Genomic DNA, 14,768 nt, shown 5'->3' with positions numbered 1-14,768 from the left:
CCGGTGTGGCAAGCCGAACCTGATCAGTCCAGAGAAGCGGGTCGGTGGAATGCGTCGGGGCCGTGGTCGTCTATCCAAGCGAACGCGTAGAGCCGTCGAGATGGGAGCCGGTCAAGTTGGCGGCCGTCCGCCGCGGCCCCTGTATTTGGGTCCCACGTCGTTCCGTCGCCGACAACGCCGGCGTCGGTCAACTCGAACTCGTGACGAGGAGCTGCGTACGCGTGAATGCCGCTTTCTGTCGCGAACACGACGGTCTCCCGCTCGCCGACCGTCGCCCGCACCACACCGCCGGCCGCTCGCACCCGCGAGACCGGAAACCCGAGCGCGTCGTCGCCAGACTCGACGCCCAACACGACCGTCTTCGGGTCGAGATCCGGGGGGCCGGTCCACTCTCTCCGACTCGCCTCGCCACGGTGGGCGGCGAGGCCGAACCCGTCACCCGAAGCGTACGCTCCGTACGGCGCGGCGTCATAATCGATCGGCACGGGCTCGTCGTCGTCGCTCGCGGCCTCACTCTCTCCGCCTGGCGGGTCGAGAACGACACCGTCGGGGTACGACTCGCGGAACTCTCTGACCGACAGCATGGCCGCCGAGCGGACGGAGAGCGATTCCCCCTCGAACGCACCGGCGATACACTCGCCGGTCGACTGCTTCCACTCGCTCTCTGTCTCCCGGTCGTACATCACGAGGTTGTCGTCTGCGAGTTTCCCGGAGACGCCGAATTCGAGCGTCCGTCCCGCGTGAGATCTGTCGTATACGATCCCGCTCCCGCAGAGGGGGCACCACGTGACGGCGATCGGGTCACCGCCCGACGCATCGCCCAAGGCGTCGTTGACGATCTCGTGGAACTGAAGGTACCGAACCGGATACGCGCGCGGTGGGTCGGCGAACGCCACCGCGATTACCATGTCGTCGCCGTCTCCGTCGTAGGCGTCACTGAACCGCGGCTCGTCGACGCTCGGAATCGCGTCTCGCGGGAGGACTCGTCGGACGTTCACGATGGCGGCTGGCACTGGTCGGACATAGTTCGCTCGGCCGCGGACGGGAGGCGCCGCCGCACAGCGCCGCGTCGTTTATTCGGGTGGCTCGATACGAGCGGGTATGAAACGCGTCCGCGTCGACGACATCGAGAACTCACTCCAACCGGCCGCGGTGATGCGACCGCTCACGGACGCGCTCGGGCTCACCGACCTGGCGCTGAATTACTATGAGCTGGAGCCGGGTGACAGCTTCGCGTTCGCGTACCATAGCCACGAGGTACAAGAAGAGGCCTTCTACGTCATCTCAGGCACGGCGACGTTCGAGACGGAGGACGGCCCCGTCGAGGTGGGGCCCGACGAGGTCGTTCGGTTCGACCGCGACGAGTTCCAGCGCGGCTGGAACCGCGGCGACGAGTCGGTCCGCGCGCTCGCACTCGGCGCACCACTAGAGTACGGGAATCAGCAGAAGTTGCGATACTGTGCGACCTGCGACGCCGATACCGATACCGACCTACGCGCCGCCGCGGACGAGGAAGATGCCGTCGTCGCAGAGTGCGTCGAGTGCGGGGCTGAGACCGGCCGTTGGTACCGGGGATCGATGGACGGCGAGGTGCCGTGAGTCAATGCCATCGCCGACGGAACCTGTTAGCGCGTATCTGAAAGAACACCGTGAGTCGCTTATCTCTGATGTGGAGACACTTCTCGGGCACGACACGTCGAACCCGCCGGGCCACACCACGACCGCTGCTACGTGGATCGCGTCGCGGTTAGAGGCTGCCGGCGTCGACATCGAGCGGGTCGCCGTCGACCCGGAGAAGCCGAACCTCGTCGGGTCGATACCCGGCGCCGCCGACCAGACGCTGTGTTTCGTCGGTCATCTCGACACGGTTCCGTTCGACGCCGCAGCGTGGTCACACAATCCGCTGGGCGAGCGCGACGGCGACCGGCTCTACGGACGCGGCGCGATCGATATGAAAGGCGCGGTCGCCGCGATGGTCCACGTTGCGCTCGCGTACGCCGAGACCAACACCGAGCCGCCGCTCGACCTCCAGTTCGCGTTCGTGAGCGACGAGGAGACGGGCGGCGACGCCGGCCTACCGAGCGTCAGGGAGTCGACAGAGTTCGCACCAGACGCCTGCGTCATCGGTGAGACCACCTCTCGGGACGGCCGCTGTGCGGTCTCTATCGCCGACCGCGGAGCTATTTGGCTGACACTGGAGGCGACCGGTGAGGCCGCACACGGTTCACGGCCGATGCTCGGGGTCAACGCTATCGACCGACTGACGGCTGCGATCGACCAGCTAGAACGTGAATTTGGAACGCGTAAATTGGATGTTGCCCCGGAGATGGCACCGATCGTCGAGGAGTCTGTCGGATTCCACGAGGGTGAACTGGATGCGGAGGCCGTTCGGGACCTGTTCCGATACCCGACGATCAATCTCGGCACCATCGAGGGCGGGAGCGCGGTCAATTCCGTCCCGGCGTCGGCTCGCGCCGAAGTCGACGTGCGACTAACCGCGACCGTCGAGACTCGAGACGCACTCACCTCGATCCGAAGCTGTCTGGGCGGGATCGAGGGGGTCACGGTCGCGGACGTCTCGTGGAGTCGCGGGAGCTACGAGCCGATCGATTCACCGCTCGTAGCGGCGAGCGCGGCCGCAGCGGAGTCGGTCGTCGATGGTCAGGTGTATCGTCGGAGTGCGACCGGCGGTGGCGACGCCAAGAACTTGCGTCACGACGGAATTCCGACCGTGGAGTTCGGCTTCGGGACCGACACTGCCCACGCGGTCGACGAGTACACGACTGTCGACGCCCTCGTGCGGAACGCTGCGGCCTACGCACGGCTGGTGGGAGAATACACCGGCCGGATCGAAGATGCGAACACTGACCCGGGCCCGAGCTAATCCCCCTCAGTCGCCGCCGTAGGTGTGGAAGTCGACCGCTTGTTCGAGCAGCTCGTCGGGGATACCGGGGACCTCCTCGTCGCGGACGGGGCCGGCCTCTCGTAGCGCTTCCGGCGTTCGCGGGAACTCTCGGAGGGCGAAGTGGATCGAAATCCCGGCCTTCGCGCCGTCGGCGAGCGCGATCGGGAGTTGGTTATGGCCCGGGGTCACGTCGCCGACCGCATAGACGCCGTCGACCGACGTCTCGCCGTGGTCGCCGACGTCGACCGTCCCGTCGTCGTTGAGTTCACAGCCCAGTTCGCGCGCCAACCCGTTGTTGTACTCAGAGCCGTACATGGCGAAACCGCCCTTGTACTGGCGGGTCGTCCCATCTTCGAACTCTAACGCCTTTAGCCAGCCGTCCTCGCCGTTCTGGACGCCAGAGACGTCCGAGCGAACCACGTCGATCGGGTGGTTATCGAGCATCTCGGCGGTGTCGTCGCTCCACTCGGGTTCGTGCCCGCGCGTGAGGATATCGACGTCGTCGGTGAAATTGAGCATGATACCGGCGACGTGAGCGGTACTCTCTGCGTGTCCCATCACGTACACGGGCTTGTCGACGAACATGTGGGCGTCGCAGTGGAGGCAGTAGTGGAGCCCACGTCCAGTTCGGGGTAGCGGCGGATCGGGTCGGACATCGTTGAAACCGGTCGCGAGGACGACGGCGTCGGTCTCGTAGACGGCGCTGTTCCCTTCTAGGGCGATGGGGGCATCGTCGCTCGCGCGGTTACACGACGCGATCACGTCTCGGTGGAGATCACAGCCGTACTCTTCGAGCTGTTCTTTTCCGACACCGAGCAGTTCGTTTCCGCTCGTCTCTTCCCGCGTTCCGATCAGGTTATGCACCTCCTGCATCATCGCCGCTCGGCCGCCGCCCCGGTCGACCAAGGCAGTTCGGTGTCCCAATCTGGTACTGTACAGCGCCGCGGTCTGGCCGGCGGGACCCCCGCCCACGACGACCACGTCGTACGACTCCGTGTCGAGTGAGTCAGACATACGGATATCCACACAGGGGTCGAATAAAAACCCGTGTTGTAGCCGATCCGCACAGACGCGGCTGGAGTGTGTGAGTCGAAACGGGAAACGCGACTAGGCGCGTCGACTCGCATCAGTAGATTAGAGCTATATTGCCGGCATCAAGCGCGAGCAAGGGATCCGTTCCCCACCGCGGGCTACGGCCGGGAGATTCCGAGTGGCTTCCGGCAGTTCTTACAGAGGAACAGGTCGTGATTCTCGTAGAGCTGAAACGAGCCGTCGCTCTCCGGTTCGACTTCGGCGACTTCGCCCTCGGTTTCGAGGTCGTCGGTTGAATCGATGCTGGCTCCGCATTCCGAGCACTCAAGTGTGTCAGACATACTCATACAGACAGATCGCTGAGTAAAAACTGTATCCCATTGATGCGACACCGACACACAAACGGTCTCGGTGTAGCAGTTCAAATCTCCAAAAACGGCAGTCCAGTGGATCCGTACCGCCGCAGTCTTCGGATTTCACTCTCGATACGCACAGTGAAACCCGGCTGCGTGCCGGTAGAACGCCGGGATCACAGTCCCGCGCAGGTCAGCGTCGGGATCGTCGCTGAACTCTACGGCGACCCAGGCCCGGGCGTCATCAACTGCGGCGGCGACGTGCGGGGGGAGTTCGTACGCGTCAGTTGCCGTGAGATACGCTCGAGTAAACGCGTCCGCGAGGCGGTCGAGGAACCGGTCAGTCGGTTCGAACGTGTCGTCACCGTCGGCAACGAGCCGGTAGTACGTGCGTCGGATCAGGTCCGAACCGTCGTCGATCCCGTGGTCGTCGAACGACGCCGTCGTCGTACAGTCGTCGGTCGCGTCGTCAGCGTTCGTGTAGTCTGTGTGCTCGTCCATACAGTACAGACACACGGTTACTATATGTAACCACTACAGCCGTGTGTGACTGTCGCACACGCGGGCTAATTTCATTCCCAGCGCGACTGTTCGCTGCTCCGATCCCCGCCGAAGCGCCGTGGTCGGCAGGGGAGCCCTCCACAAGATGCGATGGTGCCGTCAGTGACCGGTCACAGTTCGTCGTTCTCCGGGAGAAGAAAGCCGACGGAATTGTCGGCGTGACCGGGGATTGCTAACTTTCGAGTGCGGGGAGCATCGAGAAGAGACGATGAGGACCCGTAGCCGTCCGCTTTCGCTTTGGATTCTGTTGTTGGCACTCGGGCAGCTGTCAGTTCGCGCACTCATCGGTGGCACGGCATTGCTGGTGGCCCCGTCTGGCGAGCTCGTCGGGCTATCAGTCAGGCCGCTTGACAGCACGCCGGTCGAGAACTTCTTTCTGCCCGGTCTCGTCTTGGTCGTGTTGTTCGGCCTGACGTCGTCGTTCGTGTGTTACGGCCTCCTCACACGGCGACGATGGGCGTGGCCGGGAGCGATCGGCGTCGCACTAGCACTTCTCGTGTGGGTGGTTGTTGAGGTGGTCGTCGGCTTCTCTCGGCCGACGATCTACCTGAACGTCGGGACCGCGGTCGGGATCGTCGGAGTGGCTCTATACCCGGCGGTCCGCAGCGACCTCCGGGACTCTTGAATTCCGATCGAACTGTCTCTCCGATCGTCGCGAAGCGAGCCAGTTCGATGCTGATTGATCTTCGAGAAGTCTGTACACCGTACAGAGCACGGTTCTACGCGCGTTTCGAAAGCTAAGTTGATAACTGACATGAATCATCGTGTGAAGACACGTCGACGCTCGCCGCGTTACAGCGACGGCCTAGACATCCCGTCGCTCTCCGGCCTCACTTCAGCGCCGCACGGATCTTGTCGGCGCTCGTGACGCCGACGAACCGCTCGATCTCCTCGCCACCTCGGTAGATCGCGACCGTCGGGATGGATCGGACGCCTGCTTCCGCCGCGAGTCCGTTGAACTCGTCGATGTCGACGCCGAGGACCGGCGCGTCGATCGTGCCGGACAACTCCTCGAGGATAGGCGTTTGCTGTTTACAGGGGCCACACCAGTCCGCGAAGTAATCGACGATAACCTGATCGTTCTCCGCGACCGCCTCGTTGAATGACGCTGCGCTATCAACGTCGATGATTCCACCCACTCGTGCGTCGTCGCCGGAAGCCGAGTCTGATGACATACATGAACGAACGTCTCGCACCGTCATATCCCTTCCCGAACCGCACGGTAAGCGGGTTACCGACGGCTCACCTACCGCAAAGCGAGACGCACTTGTGCCATGGTAACGTGGCTACATTTCCGCCGCAGGCTTATCGACTGACCCGTCGTTCACCAACCATGCCAGTCGAGTCAAACGCGCCGTCGGTCCCGAGCGACAAGGACGCGATCCTCAGCGCGCCGCGCGAGGAAGGCGCGAACGTGCTGCTAACGGCGAATCGATACGACGATCCCGAACGCGGGCGTCACGGGGCAATCATCGAAGAGACCTCGGCGTTCCGGTCGGACGTCGAGCTGTTCTACGATCTCCATACGCTCGCGTGGAACGCCGACGAGGGGCAGACGCTCGACGCCCGCGACGACGCCGTCGAGAGCGATGTCTCGTACGCGTCGAGCCGCGTCCCCGAGATCATCCTCGAAAATCGCTTCGAGGAACCGGGGTCGACCGGGACCCTCGCGCAGCGGGTCGTCGCGAGCGTCGACACTTGCGGGCTGTTAATCTCGACTGACGCCTCGTTCGAGACCGTTGCGGAGCGCACCTTCTACACCGTCGCCGACCTCGGAATCCACGGCCACGACCACGAGGATCCCAACGCGGTCCAAGAGGCGTTCGTCACGGAGCGAGAGGGCACGGAACTGATCGTTGCGACCGACGGCGACCGGTGGCTCGCGCTCGCACAGGACCACGACGGGGAACGAACGTTCGACGGCCGCCGGATCGGCCACACTGGCATCCAAGAGGGGACGGATCGCAGCGCGTGGGCGGATATCTACGAGGGCAACGACGGGTTCATCGATGACCGTGAGCGCGCCGAGGGGAACCTCGACCTCGGTGTGGGGCTGTACGTCGGCGAGACCGACACGGCGTCTTGGCTCACCGGCGTCGGCTTCGGCTACAGTGAGGACGCCGCTGTCGAACACGCGCTGCGGCTCCTTGACAGAGGCTACGAGTCAGAGCGGGAGTCGTTCCAAACGGCGTGGGAGGAGTGGCACGAGACGGTCTCGGACGGACCTACCGACGACCCCGCGGTCAACGACCTGTACGAGCGCTCGCTGACGGCGATGAAGTGCGCTCAGGACGGGTGTTGCGGCGTCATCGCGGGCGCGTTCAAGCCCAGCGACATGACGTATAAATTCATCTGGCCCCGCGACCAAGTAATCATCACGCAGGCGTTGATCGCGGCCGGGGCGGAGCGCGAAGCCCGACTCGCGCTCCGGTGGTTCGAAGAGAGCCAGATCACCGGTGATGTCGTCGACGACCGCGGGATCGACCGGCACGGAACATGGTGGCAGAACTACTACGTCACCGGCGAGGCCCACTGGCGGGCGCTCCAGCTGGACCAGGTGGGCGGCCCGATATACGCGCACTGGCTCGTCTGGCGGGAGACTGGCGACGATGACCTCCTCGACGAACACTACGACATGTCCCGACGCGCCGCGGAGTTCCTGCTCTCATACGACAACGGGTACGGCTTCCCCGAGAAACACCAAGATCCGTGGGAAGAGATCTGGGGTCACAGCACCGAGGGCACCGCGGCAGCGATTGCCGGGCTGCGCTCGATGGGGGAACTGGCCGACGCACGCGGCGAGGACGCGTTCGCAACGGAGTGTCGCGAGCGGGCGGCAGTGTGGGCAGACAACTTCCAAAAATACTGTTTCAAGCCCACGCCGTACGGCGACGCCCTCGTCACGGCCGACAGCCCGGAGACGCCGTCCGACCCACCCGCCGACGCCCGGCCCGATGCGGCGGCGTTCATGTCCGTCTGGCCGTGGAACGTCGTCGACGCAGACGATGACGCCGTTGCCGCCACCCTAGAGATCGCCGGTGACGAGCGGTGGGTCGCCGGCGACTCGCCCTGTCTCGGCCGGTACCCGGGCGACTGCTACACGCCGACTGGGACCGTCGAGGACGGCGGGTGGCCGCTCTGTGAGGCGTACGCCGACGCCGCCCGCTGGCTCGGCGGTGGTGACCCGGACGCGGTCGCGGATCACGTGTTCGAAGACGCCCACGAGTGGACGACCACTGCCGGTCTCCTCCCCGAGCGCGTCGACGGGCGCGGGCGAGTCAGGTGGAACGCGAATCTCCAGTGGAGCCAAGCGACCTACCTGCTTCTCGTCGAGAATTACGTTCGCGACGAAGCGTTCGGGCTCGCGCCCAAGAGCTAGACCGGCTGGCGGAGCCAGATAAAAATCCGATGCTACTCGGAGGCGATCGCGTCGAGCGCAGCCGACCGCCACCGATCAACCGCCTGAGCCATGGGGTCTCCGGACTCTGTATCGGCCGTGTAATACTGGTACACGTGGCCCCCCTCGTCGAGCAGTCGGCGACTCCGCGTTACCAGACCGGTCTCGCGGAGCCGCTTCAGCGACCGGTTCACGTTGCTGCGGTCGCGGTCGAGGTGATCGCCTAGTTCACTGGTCGTCGCCCCGGTTTCCTCGGCGACGGCGTCGTACGTTCGGATATCCTGTTCTCCGAGACTGAAAACAGTCCGAAGCACCTCTTCGCGGGTCGGGCTCGTCACCGAGAGTTCCGGTTCGTCGGCCGCCACTCCCCGGCGGCTCAGTTCGCGTTCTGTCCGCCCGCTGGCTGAGAGGTCCGCCTGAGACTCGGTTCGACTACTCATCGTCTACCACCTCTCTGCCAGGGCGGTCAGGAAGACGCGGACCGGTCGGTTGCTGTGTGGTGTCGACCCTGCCGTCGGCCAAGTGTTCCCGACCCCACTTGAGCATCGGTTCGAGGACCGTCTCTAACTCCCGTCCCCGGCGAGTCAGCGTGTACTTGACTCGAACCGGCTTTTCGTTTACCACTTCACGGTCGACGAGGCCCTCCGATTCGAGCGTCGAGAGGCTGTCTGAGAGCATCTTGTTGGAGACATCGTTGATGGCTGTGCCGAGTTCGCTGAACGTGTGTTCCCCGTTCAGTAACTGGGTGAGAATGACCGGGTGCCACTTGTGACTCAAGATGTCGGCTACCTCGATGAGGAGGCGTTGCGTCCGCTCGTTAGAGTTGTCGAGTCGGGACAACGGGATCGGCTCTGTGCTCATACATCTGAGATCACCGTCCAGTAGTATGATCACCCACGCTATGTGTCTCGGGAGGGGGATACCGAGATACGTAGGTCTGGACCTCACTCTCGCTTGTCGTCGACGAAAGAAGAGACCAAAGCGTGCTCCGCTGCGCGCAGGTGCTGGTGGAGCGTCGAAGAGGCGATATCGAGGCTCTCCGCGACTTCCTCTGCCGTGTGACCGCGGGGCCAGTCGTAGTATCCCTTCTCGTAAGCCGTCTCAAGCACAGTCCGCTGTCTGTCAGTGAGGCCTCTTGCGCCGTCGGCCGGAAGCGCGAGGTCGGCTCCGCGCGTTGGGGTCTGTCGCTTGGCGACCAGTTCTACGTCGTCCCAGAACTCTCCGAGCGTGTCGAGTACGTGCGTGACATCCTCATCACTCGGGACTTCGGCGATTAATCTCGTGTCGCCGTCGCTCGCGTACAGCGACACCAAGCTGAATCCGGCCTCGGCAAGCAGTCCGGGCGGTGCGCCCGCTACCGTTATTTCGACGACGCACGTCTCGCCGCGACAGTCGACGAGTTCGCACCCCCGGACTGCGGGATAATCGTCGAGAAACGCGTTGATATCACCGAACTCTCCATGAGTAATCTGCGTCTTGTAGGCGTGGGCATCACCCGCGTCGGTGACTCCCCCGAGGTGATCACACCGACAATCGAACGCGGCCGACAAGTCCCCGAGCGGGCTTGTGAACGAGAACTCCAGTTCGACGGCATCGCTCTCGATCAGCGTGTTCCGGCGCCGGTCGGCAATGATCGCGAACCCGAGCGTCTCCCCGAGCAATTCAAGCCCGCTTTGCGTCGTCTCGGCGAACCCGCTCTCTTCAGTCCCAGCCACAGCGAGCACACCGAAGCGCTGTCGGCCACAGGCCACGGGGACCGCAGCGGCGATGGACTCGTCAGCCGCGTCGGCCTCGCTGCCGCCTTCAGGCTCAAAACGCCGACGCTGGACGACCGCGGAGTCGGCGTCGTGAGCGTTCCGGACCAGACGGCGCGCGAACGGGGACGTTACGAAAGACGTCTCGTCGTCCTCAGCGAACGATTCCGTGGCGACCGAACTGGAGTCTATCGTCACGGCCTCAAGACCGTCTTCGGGGCCGACAGAGGCGATCCACGCGGCCTCATACAACGACGACTCGGTCAATTCCTCGCAGACGCTCCGCTTGACCTCTCCGCTGCTCGTTGCTCTCAACACGGACCGTATCACCGCGGTGACGAGAGTGTTGAACCGGTCGGCCGCCGCGAGCTCCTCGCGACGACGCTCTAGTTCGGTGCGGCGAGACCGGAGTCGCTCGTCGCGTTCAGCGCGGGTCAACGCCGAGCGGACGACGCCGGCGAACAGCTCGATCAACTGAACGTCTACCTCTGTCAGCGGCTCCTCGCGGCCAAAGACGCTCAGCACGCCGAACTCCCCGAGTGGGACGTGGACTTCTGCTCGGCAGGGGTCATCGGTGTACGCGTCGTCGGCTGCCGACTCGTTTCTGACCGTCTCGCCGCTCCGGTACGCCGTCCCGGCGTTCGACGACTTGAGGTCGTAGGCGACCGCCGAGCGGACGAGTTCCGCCGCCGCGTCTGACGTTGCGCGCCGCACGAGCTCGTTGGCGTCAGCGTCGTACAGTCGAAGACAGGCGATTTCGTGCCCGAGCACGTCGACGACAGTCCGAATCGCGATCCGACCGACATCCTCCCGATCGGCGGCACCGAGCAGTTCGCGGCTCGACTCCGCGAGCCCCGTGAGACGGCGTTCTTGCCGACGTTCTGCGCTTACGTCACGGGCGACACAGACGAACTCGTCGTCTTCGAACCCCGTCACCGATGCTTGAACGGGTACGTCCGCACCGTTTTCCCGTGACGCTGTCAGTTCTCCGCGCCACTCACCGGACTCGATGACGGTGGGCCGACAGTCGAGCTCGAACCGGTCCGGGGTCGCGTATAGCTCATCCCAAGTTGCGCCGGCGATCGCATCTGTATCATCGTACCCGAACAGCGTCGCGTACGCGGCGTTCGCATAGACGACACTACCGTCGGAATCGAGGACAGCGATCCCATCATCGGCCGCCGCCATCGCCGCCGACCGACGGCGTAGCTCACGTTCGCGTTCCGTACGCGTCGACGCGTCCCGCAGGATCGCGAGTATCCGATCATGCCCCGCATATCGGACAGTGGTCGCGGTGACATCTACTGGGACAATCTCGCCGTCTTGCGTGTGACACGACAGTTCGGCGGTGAATCCGCTTCCTCTGTCGTGGACACGCTCGACGAACGCTTCGAATACATCATAATCGTGTGGATGGATGTCGGCTGGTCCCAGTGACAGAAGCCGGTCCCGGTCGTACCCGAGTAGTTCACAGGCGCGATCGTTACAGCGCAGGATTTGGTTCGCCGCGGCGTCGAGGATGAGAACCGCATCGGGCGTGTGCTCGAACAGTCGTTCGAAGACGATCGGCGTCGATCCGTCGTCCATCTCTGGCCCGGACTCGGGTATATCACTCATAACGCCGGGCGGGACGCAGTGTATCGGTCAAGCATTTAATTGCCCTCTCAAGCGGGTGTTTGGTATACAGCACTAAGAAACCAACCGCAGGGAGAGCCGCCGTGGCACCACCCCGCTGTGTCTCGGAGCGTTAGGACATCGTGAGCAGCTCGTAGCCGTCGCTGACGAGGGCCGCGACGTCCGGGCCGTGTTCCTCTCCTGCCGTTCCGAGGAGTGGGATCCCCTCTGTGCGACAGCCCCCCGTCGCGTCAAACGCGGCCGCACAGTACGCACAGGCGACGACGTCGACAGCCCCAGCCGCCGCCCGGTCAAGCCCGTCGCGAAGCGGGTGATCGGCTCGCGTCGCCAGCTCACCGGGCCATCGCGTCGCCGCTCCGTCGAGAAACACCCGCACATCATGGCCGTCGTCTGCGAGCTGGAGCGCGTACTCCACTCCGTTGAGCGCGCTCCCGGTTCGTTCCGGACCCGCACTAAGCAACATCGCGTACTTTCCCATACGGGACCAGTCGCGGGAAGGTAGATAAACGCTATCGGGGAGGCAGTCACGTCGTTACGCTTCAGTTACTTACGGCGATCGAGGCGACAGGAGCCAAAGTTTGCGAGGACGACTGAGCCGCGTCAGTCGTCGGCTGCTGACGCCGTGTTGTTCGTGCCGTCCCCGATCTCAGTCATCTCTGTCCGGTCGCGGGTGTCGAACGTCGCGAGCGACTCGCGGAGACGGGTCGTCCGTTCCGCCAGCCCCTCCACTTTTTCCGAGACACGGTCCGAAGAGACGGCCTGCTCCTCCGCCGCGGCCGCGACCGACGAGGCGTTCGTCGAGGTGCGCTGGCTGATCTCGGCGACATCGTCGACCGACGTCGTCACGTCGTTGACCGCACGGGCTTGCTCGTCCATCGCATCGGAGATCTCCTTGACCCCGTCATCAGCCTCAGTAATGCGGTCGTCGATGTCAGCGAGTGCGGCCTCCGCCGCCTCCACCGTATCAACGCCTGCGTCGATCCGCTCGCGGATCGCCGTCATCTCCGTCACGCTCTCGTCGGTTCGATCTTCGAGTTCGGCGATGAGCGACTCAACCTCGGCGGCGGCATCGCTCGTCTCCTCAGCTAAGCTCTTTACTTCGTCAGCGACCACGCCGAACCCGGATCCCGCCTCGCCGGCCCGCGCTGCCTCGATCGAGGCGTTCAACGCGAGCAGGTTCGTTTGGTCGGCGATCTCCGTGATCGTGTCGACGATGACGCCGATCCGCTCCATTCCGTCCTCGAGCTGGCTGACGGCCTCCGTCGCGGACCGAGACCGCTCCTCGACCGCGTGGAGCTCCTCGACGGCACGTCGCGTCGCCGACCGTCCCTCGTCGCTGAGTTCGGTCGCGCGCTCGGATGTCGCCGCAACCTGTTCGGCCGACACAGCGACTTCTTCGGTCGTCGACGACATAGTCTCCATCTCGTTTGCGATCTCTACTAGGCGGTCGTTCTGCTGTTCCGCGCCGGCGGAGATTTCGTCTATCGACCCGCTCGTCTCTCGGGCGGCCGCGGCGACCTCATCGGCGCTCGTCGTCATCGCGTCGCCGGCGTCCGCCACTTCGTCAGCAAAGCGACGCACATCAGCGACTGTGGCTTCCAATTCGGACAGCGCTCCGTTGAACGCGTCCGCGATCTCGTGGAGCGCCTCCGGGTCATCAGCCTCGACCGAGAGCCGAGCGGTCAGGTCCCCATCCGCGGCCTCCCCCATCGTTCCTGCGAAGGCCTCGGCACGCGTTTCGAGCGTGTTCGCGAACTGTTCCGTCTCCCGTTTGGCCTCGCGGGCGCGCTCTCGCTCCGCTTCTACGTCCTCAATTCTGGACTTCAGCGCGGTCCGCATCGCGTCGAACGACTCGTAGAGCCGGCCGATTTCGTCGTCCGTTTTCGGTTCGAGATCGACGTCGAGATCGCCTTCCTCTAACGCTTCTGCCCGGCGACCCAGCTCGTCGAGTTCGCGGATCGTCGGGCGTGCGAGCCCAATCCCCACGGCCCCGAGACCGACGACGGCGACGCCGATGATCAGGAGGATGTTTCGCGTCACGGCCGCGTGAGCGGCCGGGTCGACGACCCCTGCCGTCTGTCGGATTGTAAAGAGGCCCGTGACCGCGATCGCCGCGATGACGAAGGCGATCGAGAGCCCGAACTTGACGAGTCGATTCTGTTCTACCACCGTAGGGACGAGTCGGCTGCGCACCACTCCGAGGCGGCTTCGGTCCGAGGTCACGCTCTCCACCTCCGCTGCGGGTCTCGCGGAGTACGAGAACTGATCTGTCGCAAATCCATGTGCGTCGCTGCGACAGTCTTCAATTTAGTTCGTTGGGACCGATTATCACACGCGGGTCTCACGGGTAACGGCGGCGTAACGTGGTTTCACGCGGCTCGTATCGCTGTTTTCATCGCCCCTATGAGCTCGTCTACCCGAGCTGAACACCCTTCAGGCGGGGGTTTATTCGTCATAGCCAATGAAGGAGAATCGCATGATAGTGTTACACGCCGTATTTCCTCTCAACCCCGAGAAGCGTGACGAGGCACTCGATCTGATCGCTGACCTCGCCGAGAAGTCCCAGGCCGAGCCAGGTATTATTGAGTACCGACCGACGACAGATGTGGAGGATCCGAACACAGTCCGGTTCTTTGAACAGTACGAGGACGAGGCCGCGTTCGAGGCGCACTCACAAACCGACCACTTCCAAGAGTTCGAGGCAGCACTGCCAGACTTGCTCGCCGGCGAGCCAGAGGTTACCCGGTTCGAGGTCGACTCGGCGACAGAGATGGAGCTCTGAGGCGACCGTCGCAGGCTCTTCCACGCCGGATCGAATCACTATTCCGTGGAACTCTCCGTTCGTTCGTTAATCTCGTTCGCCTGACTGATTGCGTCAATCACGTTCCGAGCGATGTCATCGAGGTCGTCCGCGTACGCCTGTGTCGTTTCGGACACCTCATCGACGTTCTCCGAGGTTCGAACCGCACTGTCGGCGATCCCGTCAAGGTCGTCAACTGCGTCGGTGATCGACGCCGCCGCGGTATCTGTGCGTGTGTCGACCGTTTCGATCTGATCGATCGTCTCGTCCGCAGTCGATCGTACCTCCTCAACGGTCGCTTCGATCTCTGTCGCGCGTTCTTGTGCCTGTT

The 14,768-nt window shown here is 64.0% G+C and carries 16 protein-coding genes; 5 read left to right on the top strand and 11 right to left on the bottom strand.

Annotated elements, in window-relative coordinates; translation table 11 throughout:
* Positions 1-23 precede the first annotated feature (23 nt).
* Entirely contained in the window at positions 24-998 is a 975-nt protein-coding gene (locus ABNG04_RS13515) for a DUF3179 domain-containing protein (RefSeq protein ID WP_371162929.1), read from the bottom strand.
* Between the two features lie 103 nt (positions 999-1,101).
* Here ABNG04_RS13515 and ABNG04_RS13510 point away from each other — a divergent pair, with 103 nt between their 5' ends.
* Both ABNG04_RS13510 and ABNG04_RS13505 read left to right on the top strand, forming a co-directional pair.
* Positions 1,102-1,599 (top strand): cupin domain-containing protein, encoded by a 498-nt coding sequence (locus ABNG04_RS13510; protein ID WP_371162928.1) that lies wholly within the window; start codon positions 1,102-1,104, stop codon positions 1,597-1,599.
* Between the two features lie 4 nt (positions 1,600-1,603).
* A complete protein-coding gene (locus tag ABNG04_RS13505) occupies positions 1,604-2,884 on the top strand; it encodes a M20 family metallopeptidase (RefSeq protein WP_371162927.1) in 1,281 nt (426 codons plus the stop codon).
* Between the two features lie 6 nt (positions 2,885-2,890).
* Here the strand turns inward: ABNG04_RS13505 and ABNG04_RS13500 are convergent, their stop codons facing one another.
* The 3 genes from ABNG04_RS13500 to ABNG04_RS13490 all read right to left on the bottom strand — a co-directional run bounded on the left by ABNG04_RS13500 (position 2,891) and on the right by ABNG04_RS13490 (position 4,791).
* Positions 2,891-3,919 (bottom strand): NAD(P)/FAD-dependent oxidoreductase, encoded by a 1,029-nt coding sequence (locus ABNG04_RS13500; protein WP_371162926.1) that lies wholly within the window; start codon positions 3,917-3,919, stop codon positions 2,891-2,893.
* 176 nt (positions 3,920-4,095) lie between these two features.
* Positions 4,096-4,278 (bottom strand): hypothetical protein, encoded by a 183-nt coding sequence (locus ABNG04_RS13495; protein ID WP_371162925.1) that lies wholly within the window; start codon positions 4,276-4,278, stop codon positions 4,096-4,098.
* Positions 4,279-4,413: 135 nt separating this feature from the next.
* Positions 4,414-4,791, bottom strand: coding sequence for a hypothetical protein (locus tag ABNG04_RS13490; protein WP_371162924.1), 378 nt, complete (start codon positions 4,789-4,791; stop codon positions 4,414-4,416).
* 358 nt (positions 4,792-5,149) lie between these two features.
* On the opposite strand from ABNG04_RS13490, the gene ABNG04_RS13485 reads away from it, so the two are divergent.
* Positions 5,150-5,476, top strand: a complete 327-nt coding sequence (locus ABNG04_RS13485) for a hypothetical protein (RefSeq protein WP_371162923.1) — start codon at positions 5,150-5,152, stop codon at positions 5,474-5,476.
* A gap of 205 nt (positions 5,477-5,681) precedes the next feature.
* On the opposite strand, the gene ABNG04_RS13480 is transcribed toward ABNG04_RS13485, so the two are convergent.
* Positions 5,682-6,026 carry a thioredoxin family protein gene (locus ABNG04_RS13480; protein ID WP_371162922.1) on the bottom strand — a complete coding sequence of 115 codons (345 nt, stop codon included), beginning with the start codon at positions 6,024-6,026 and terminating at the stop codon, positions 5,682-5,684.
* 158 nt (positions 6,027-6,184) lie between these two features.
* Between ABNG04_RS13480 and ABNG04_RS13475 the strand changes: the two genes are divergently transcribed.
* Positions 6,185-8,230: a glycoside hydrolase family 15 protein gene (locus ABNG04_RS13475; RefSeq protein WP_371162921.1), complete on the top strand. Its 2,046-nt coding sequence runs from the start codon at positions 6,185-6,187 to the stop codon at positions 8,228-8,230.
* Positions 8,231-8,262: 32 nt separating this feature from the next.
* Here ABNG04_RS13475 and ABNG04_RS13470 read toward each other — a convergent pair whose 3' ends face one another.
* The 5 genes from ABNG04_RS13470 to ABNG04_RS13450 all read right to left on the bottom strand — a co-directional run bounded on the left by ABNG04_RS13470 (position 8,263) and on the right by ABNG04_RS13450 (position 13,806).
* On the bottom strand, positions 8,263-8,688 hold the full coding sequence (locus tag ABNG04_RS13470; RefSeq protein ID WP_371162920.1) for a helix-turn-helix domain-containing protein: 426 nt from the start codon (positions 8,686-8,688) through the stop codon (positions 8,263-8,265).
* A complete protein-coding gene (locus ABNG04_RS13465) occupies positions 8,681-9,109 on the bottom strand; it encodes a winged helix-turn-helix transcriptional regulator (protein WP_371162919.1) in 429 nt (142 codons plus the stop codon). The genes ABNG04_RS13470 and ABNG04_RS13465 overlap by 8 nt, the downstream gene beginning before the upstream one ends.
* Positions 9,110-9,192: 83 nt before the next feature.
* On the bottom strand, positions 9,193-11,589 hold the full coding sequence (locus tag ABNG04_RS13460; RefSeq protein ID WP_371162918.1) for a PAS domain S-box protein: 2,397 nt from the start codon (positions 11,587-11,589) through the stop codon (positions 9,193-9,195).
* Between the two features lie 160 nt (positions 11,590-11,749).
* Positions 11,750-12,115, bottom strand: coding sequence for a DsrE family protein (locus ABNG04_RS13455; RefSeq protein ID WP_371162917.1), 366 nt, complete (start codon positions 12,113-12,115; stop codon positions 11,750-11,752).
* A gap of 122 nt (positions 12,116-12,237) precedes the next feature.
* Complete coding sequence (locus ABNG04_RS13450) at positions 12,238-13,806, bottom strand: methyl-accepting chemotaxis protein (protein ID WP_371162916.1); 1,569 nt, start codon at positions 13,804-13,806, stop codon at positions 12,238-12,240.
* A 307-nt stretch (positions 13,807-14,113) separates the two neighbouring features.
* Between ABNG04_RS13450 and ABNG04_RS13445 the strand changes: the two genes are divergently transcribed.
* Entirely contained in the window at positions 14,114-14,419 is a 306-nt protein-coding gene (locus ABNG04_RS13445; protein ID WP_371163106.1) for a putative quinol monooxygenase, read from the top strand.
* A gap of 38 nt (positions 14,420-14,457) precedes the next feature.
* Here the strand turns inward: ABNG04_RS13445 and ABNG04_RS13440 are convergent.
* A partial coding sequence (locus ABNG04_RS13440) for a methyl-accepting chemotaxis protein (protein ID WP_510963763.1) occupies positions 14,458-14,768 on the bottom strand: 311 nt, incomplete at its 5' end.

Source organism: Halorubrum miltondacostae (genome assembly GCF_041379815.1).
Lineage (GTDB): Archaea > Halobacteriota > Halobacteria > Halobacteriales > Haloferacaceae > Halorubrum > Halorubrum miltondacostae.
The sequence above is the reverse complement of the archived record's forward strand: the minus strand, read 5'-3'. Positions and strand labels throughout refer to the sequence as shown.

What these genes read in the sequence shown, in the direction of transcription:
- ABNG04_RS13510 (WP_371162928.1), top strand. Translation starts at nt 1,102, where the DNA reads ATGAAACGCGTCCGCGTCGACGACATCGAGAACTCACTCCAACCGGCC.
- ABNG04_RS13505 (WP_371162927.1), top strand. Translation starts at nt 1,604, where the DNA reads ATGCCATCGCCGACGGAACCTGTTAGCGCGTATCTGAAAGAACACCGT.
- ABNG04_RS13500 (WP_371162926.1), bottom strand. Translation starts at nt 3,919, where the DNA reads ATGTCTGACTCACTCGACACGGAGTCGTACGACGTGGTCGTCGTGGGC.
- ABNG04_RS13495 (WP_371162925.1), bottom strand. Translation starts at nt 4,278, where the DNA reads ATGTCTGACACACTTGAGTGCTCGGAATGCGGAGCCAGCATCGATTCA.
- ABNG04_RS13490 (WP_371162924.1), bottom strand. Translation starts at nt 4,791, where the DNA reads ATGGACGAGCACACAGACTACACGAACGCTGACGACGCGACCGACGAC.
- ABNG04_RS13480 (WP_371162922.1), bottom strand. Translation starts at nt 6,026, where the DNA reads ATGTCATCAGACTCGGCTTCCGGCGACGACGCACGAGTGGGTGGAATC.
- ABNG04_RS13475 (WP_371162921.1), top strand. Translation starts at nt 6,185, where the DNA reads ATGCCAGTCGAGTCAAACGCGCCGTCGGTCCCGAGCGACAAGGACGCG.
- ABNG04_RS13470 (WP_371162920.1), bottom strand. Translation starts at nt 8,688, where the DNA reads ATGAGTAGTCGAACCGAGTCTCAGGCGGACCTCTCAGCCAGCGGGCGG.
- ABNG04_RS13465 (WP_371162919.1), bottom strand. Translation starts at nt 9,109, where the DNA reads ATGAGCACAGAGCCGATCCCGTTGTCCCGACTCGACAACTCTAACGAG.
- ABNG04_RS13460 (WP_371162918.1), bottom strand. Translation starts at nt 11,589, where the DNA reads ATGGACGACGGATCGACGCCGATCGTCTTCGAACGACTGTTCGAGCAC.
- ABNG04_RS13455 (WP_371162917.1), bottom strand. Translation starts at nt 12,115, where the DNA reads ATGGGAAAGTACGCGATGTTGCTTAGTGCGGGTCCGGAACGAACCGGG.
- ABNG04_RS13445 (WP_371163106.1), top strand. Translation starts at nt 14,114, where the DNA reads ATGATAGTGTTACACGCCGTATTTCCTCTCAACCCCGAGAAGCGTGAC.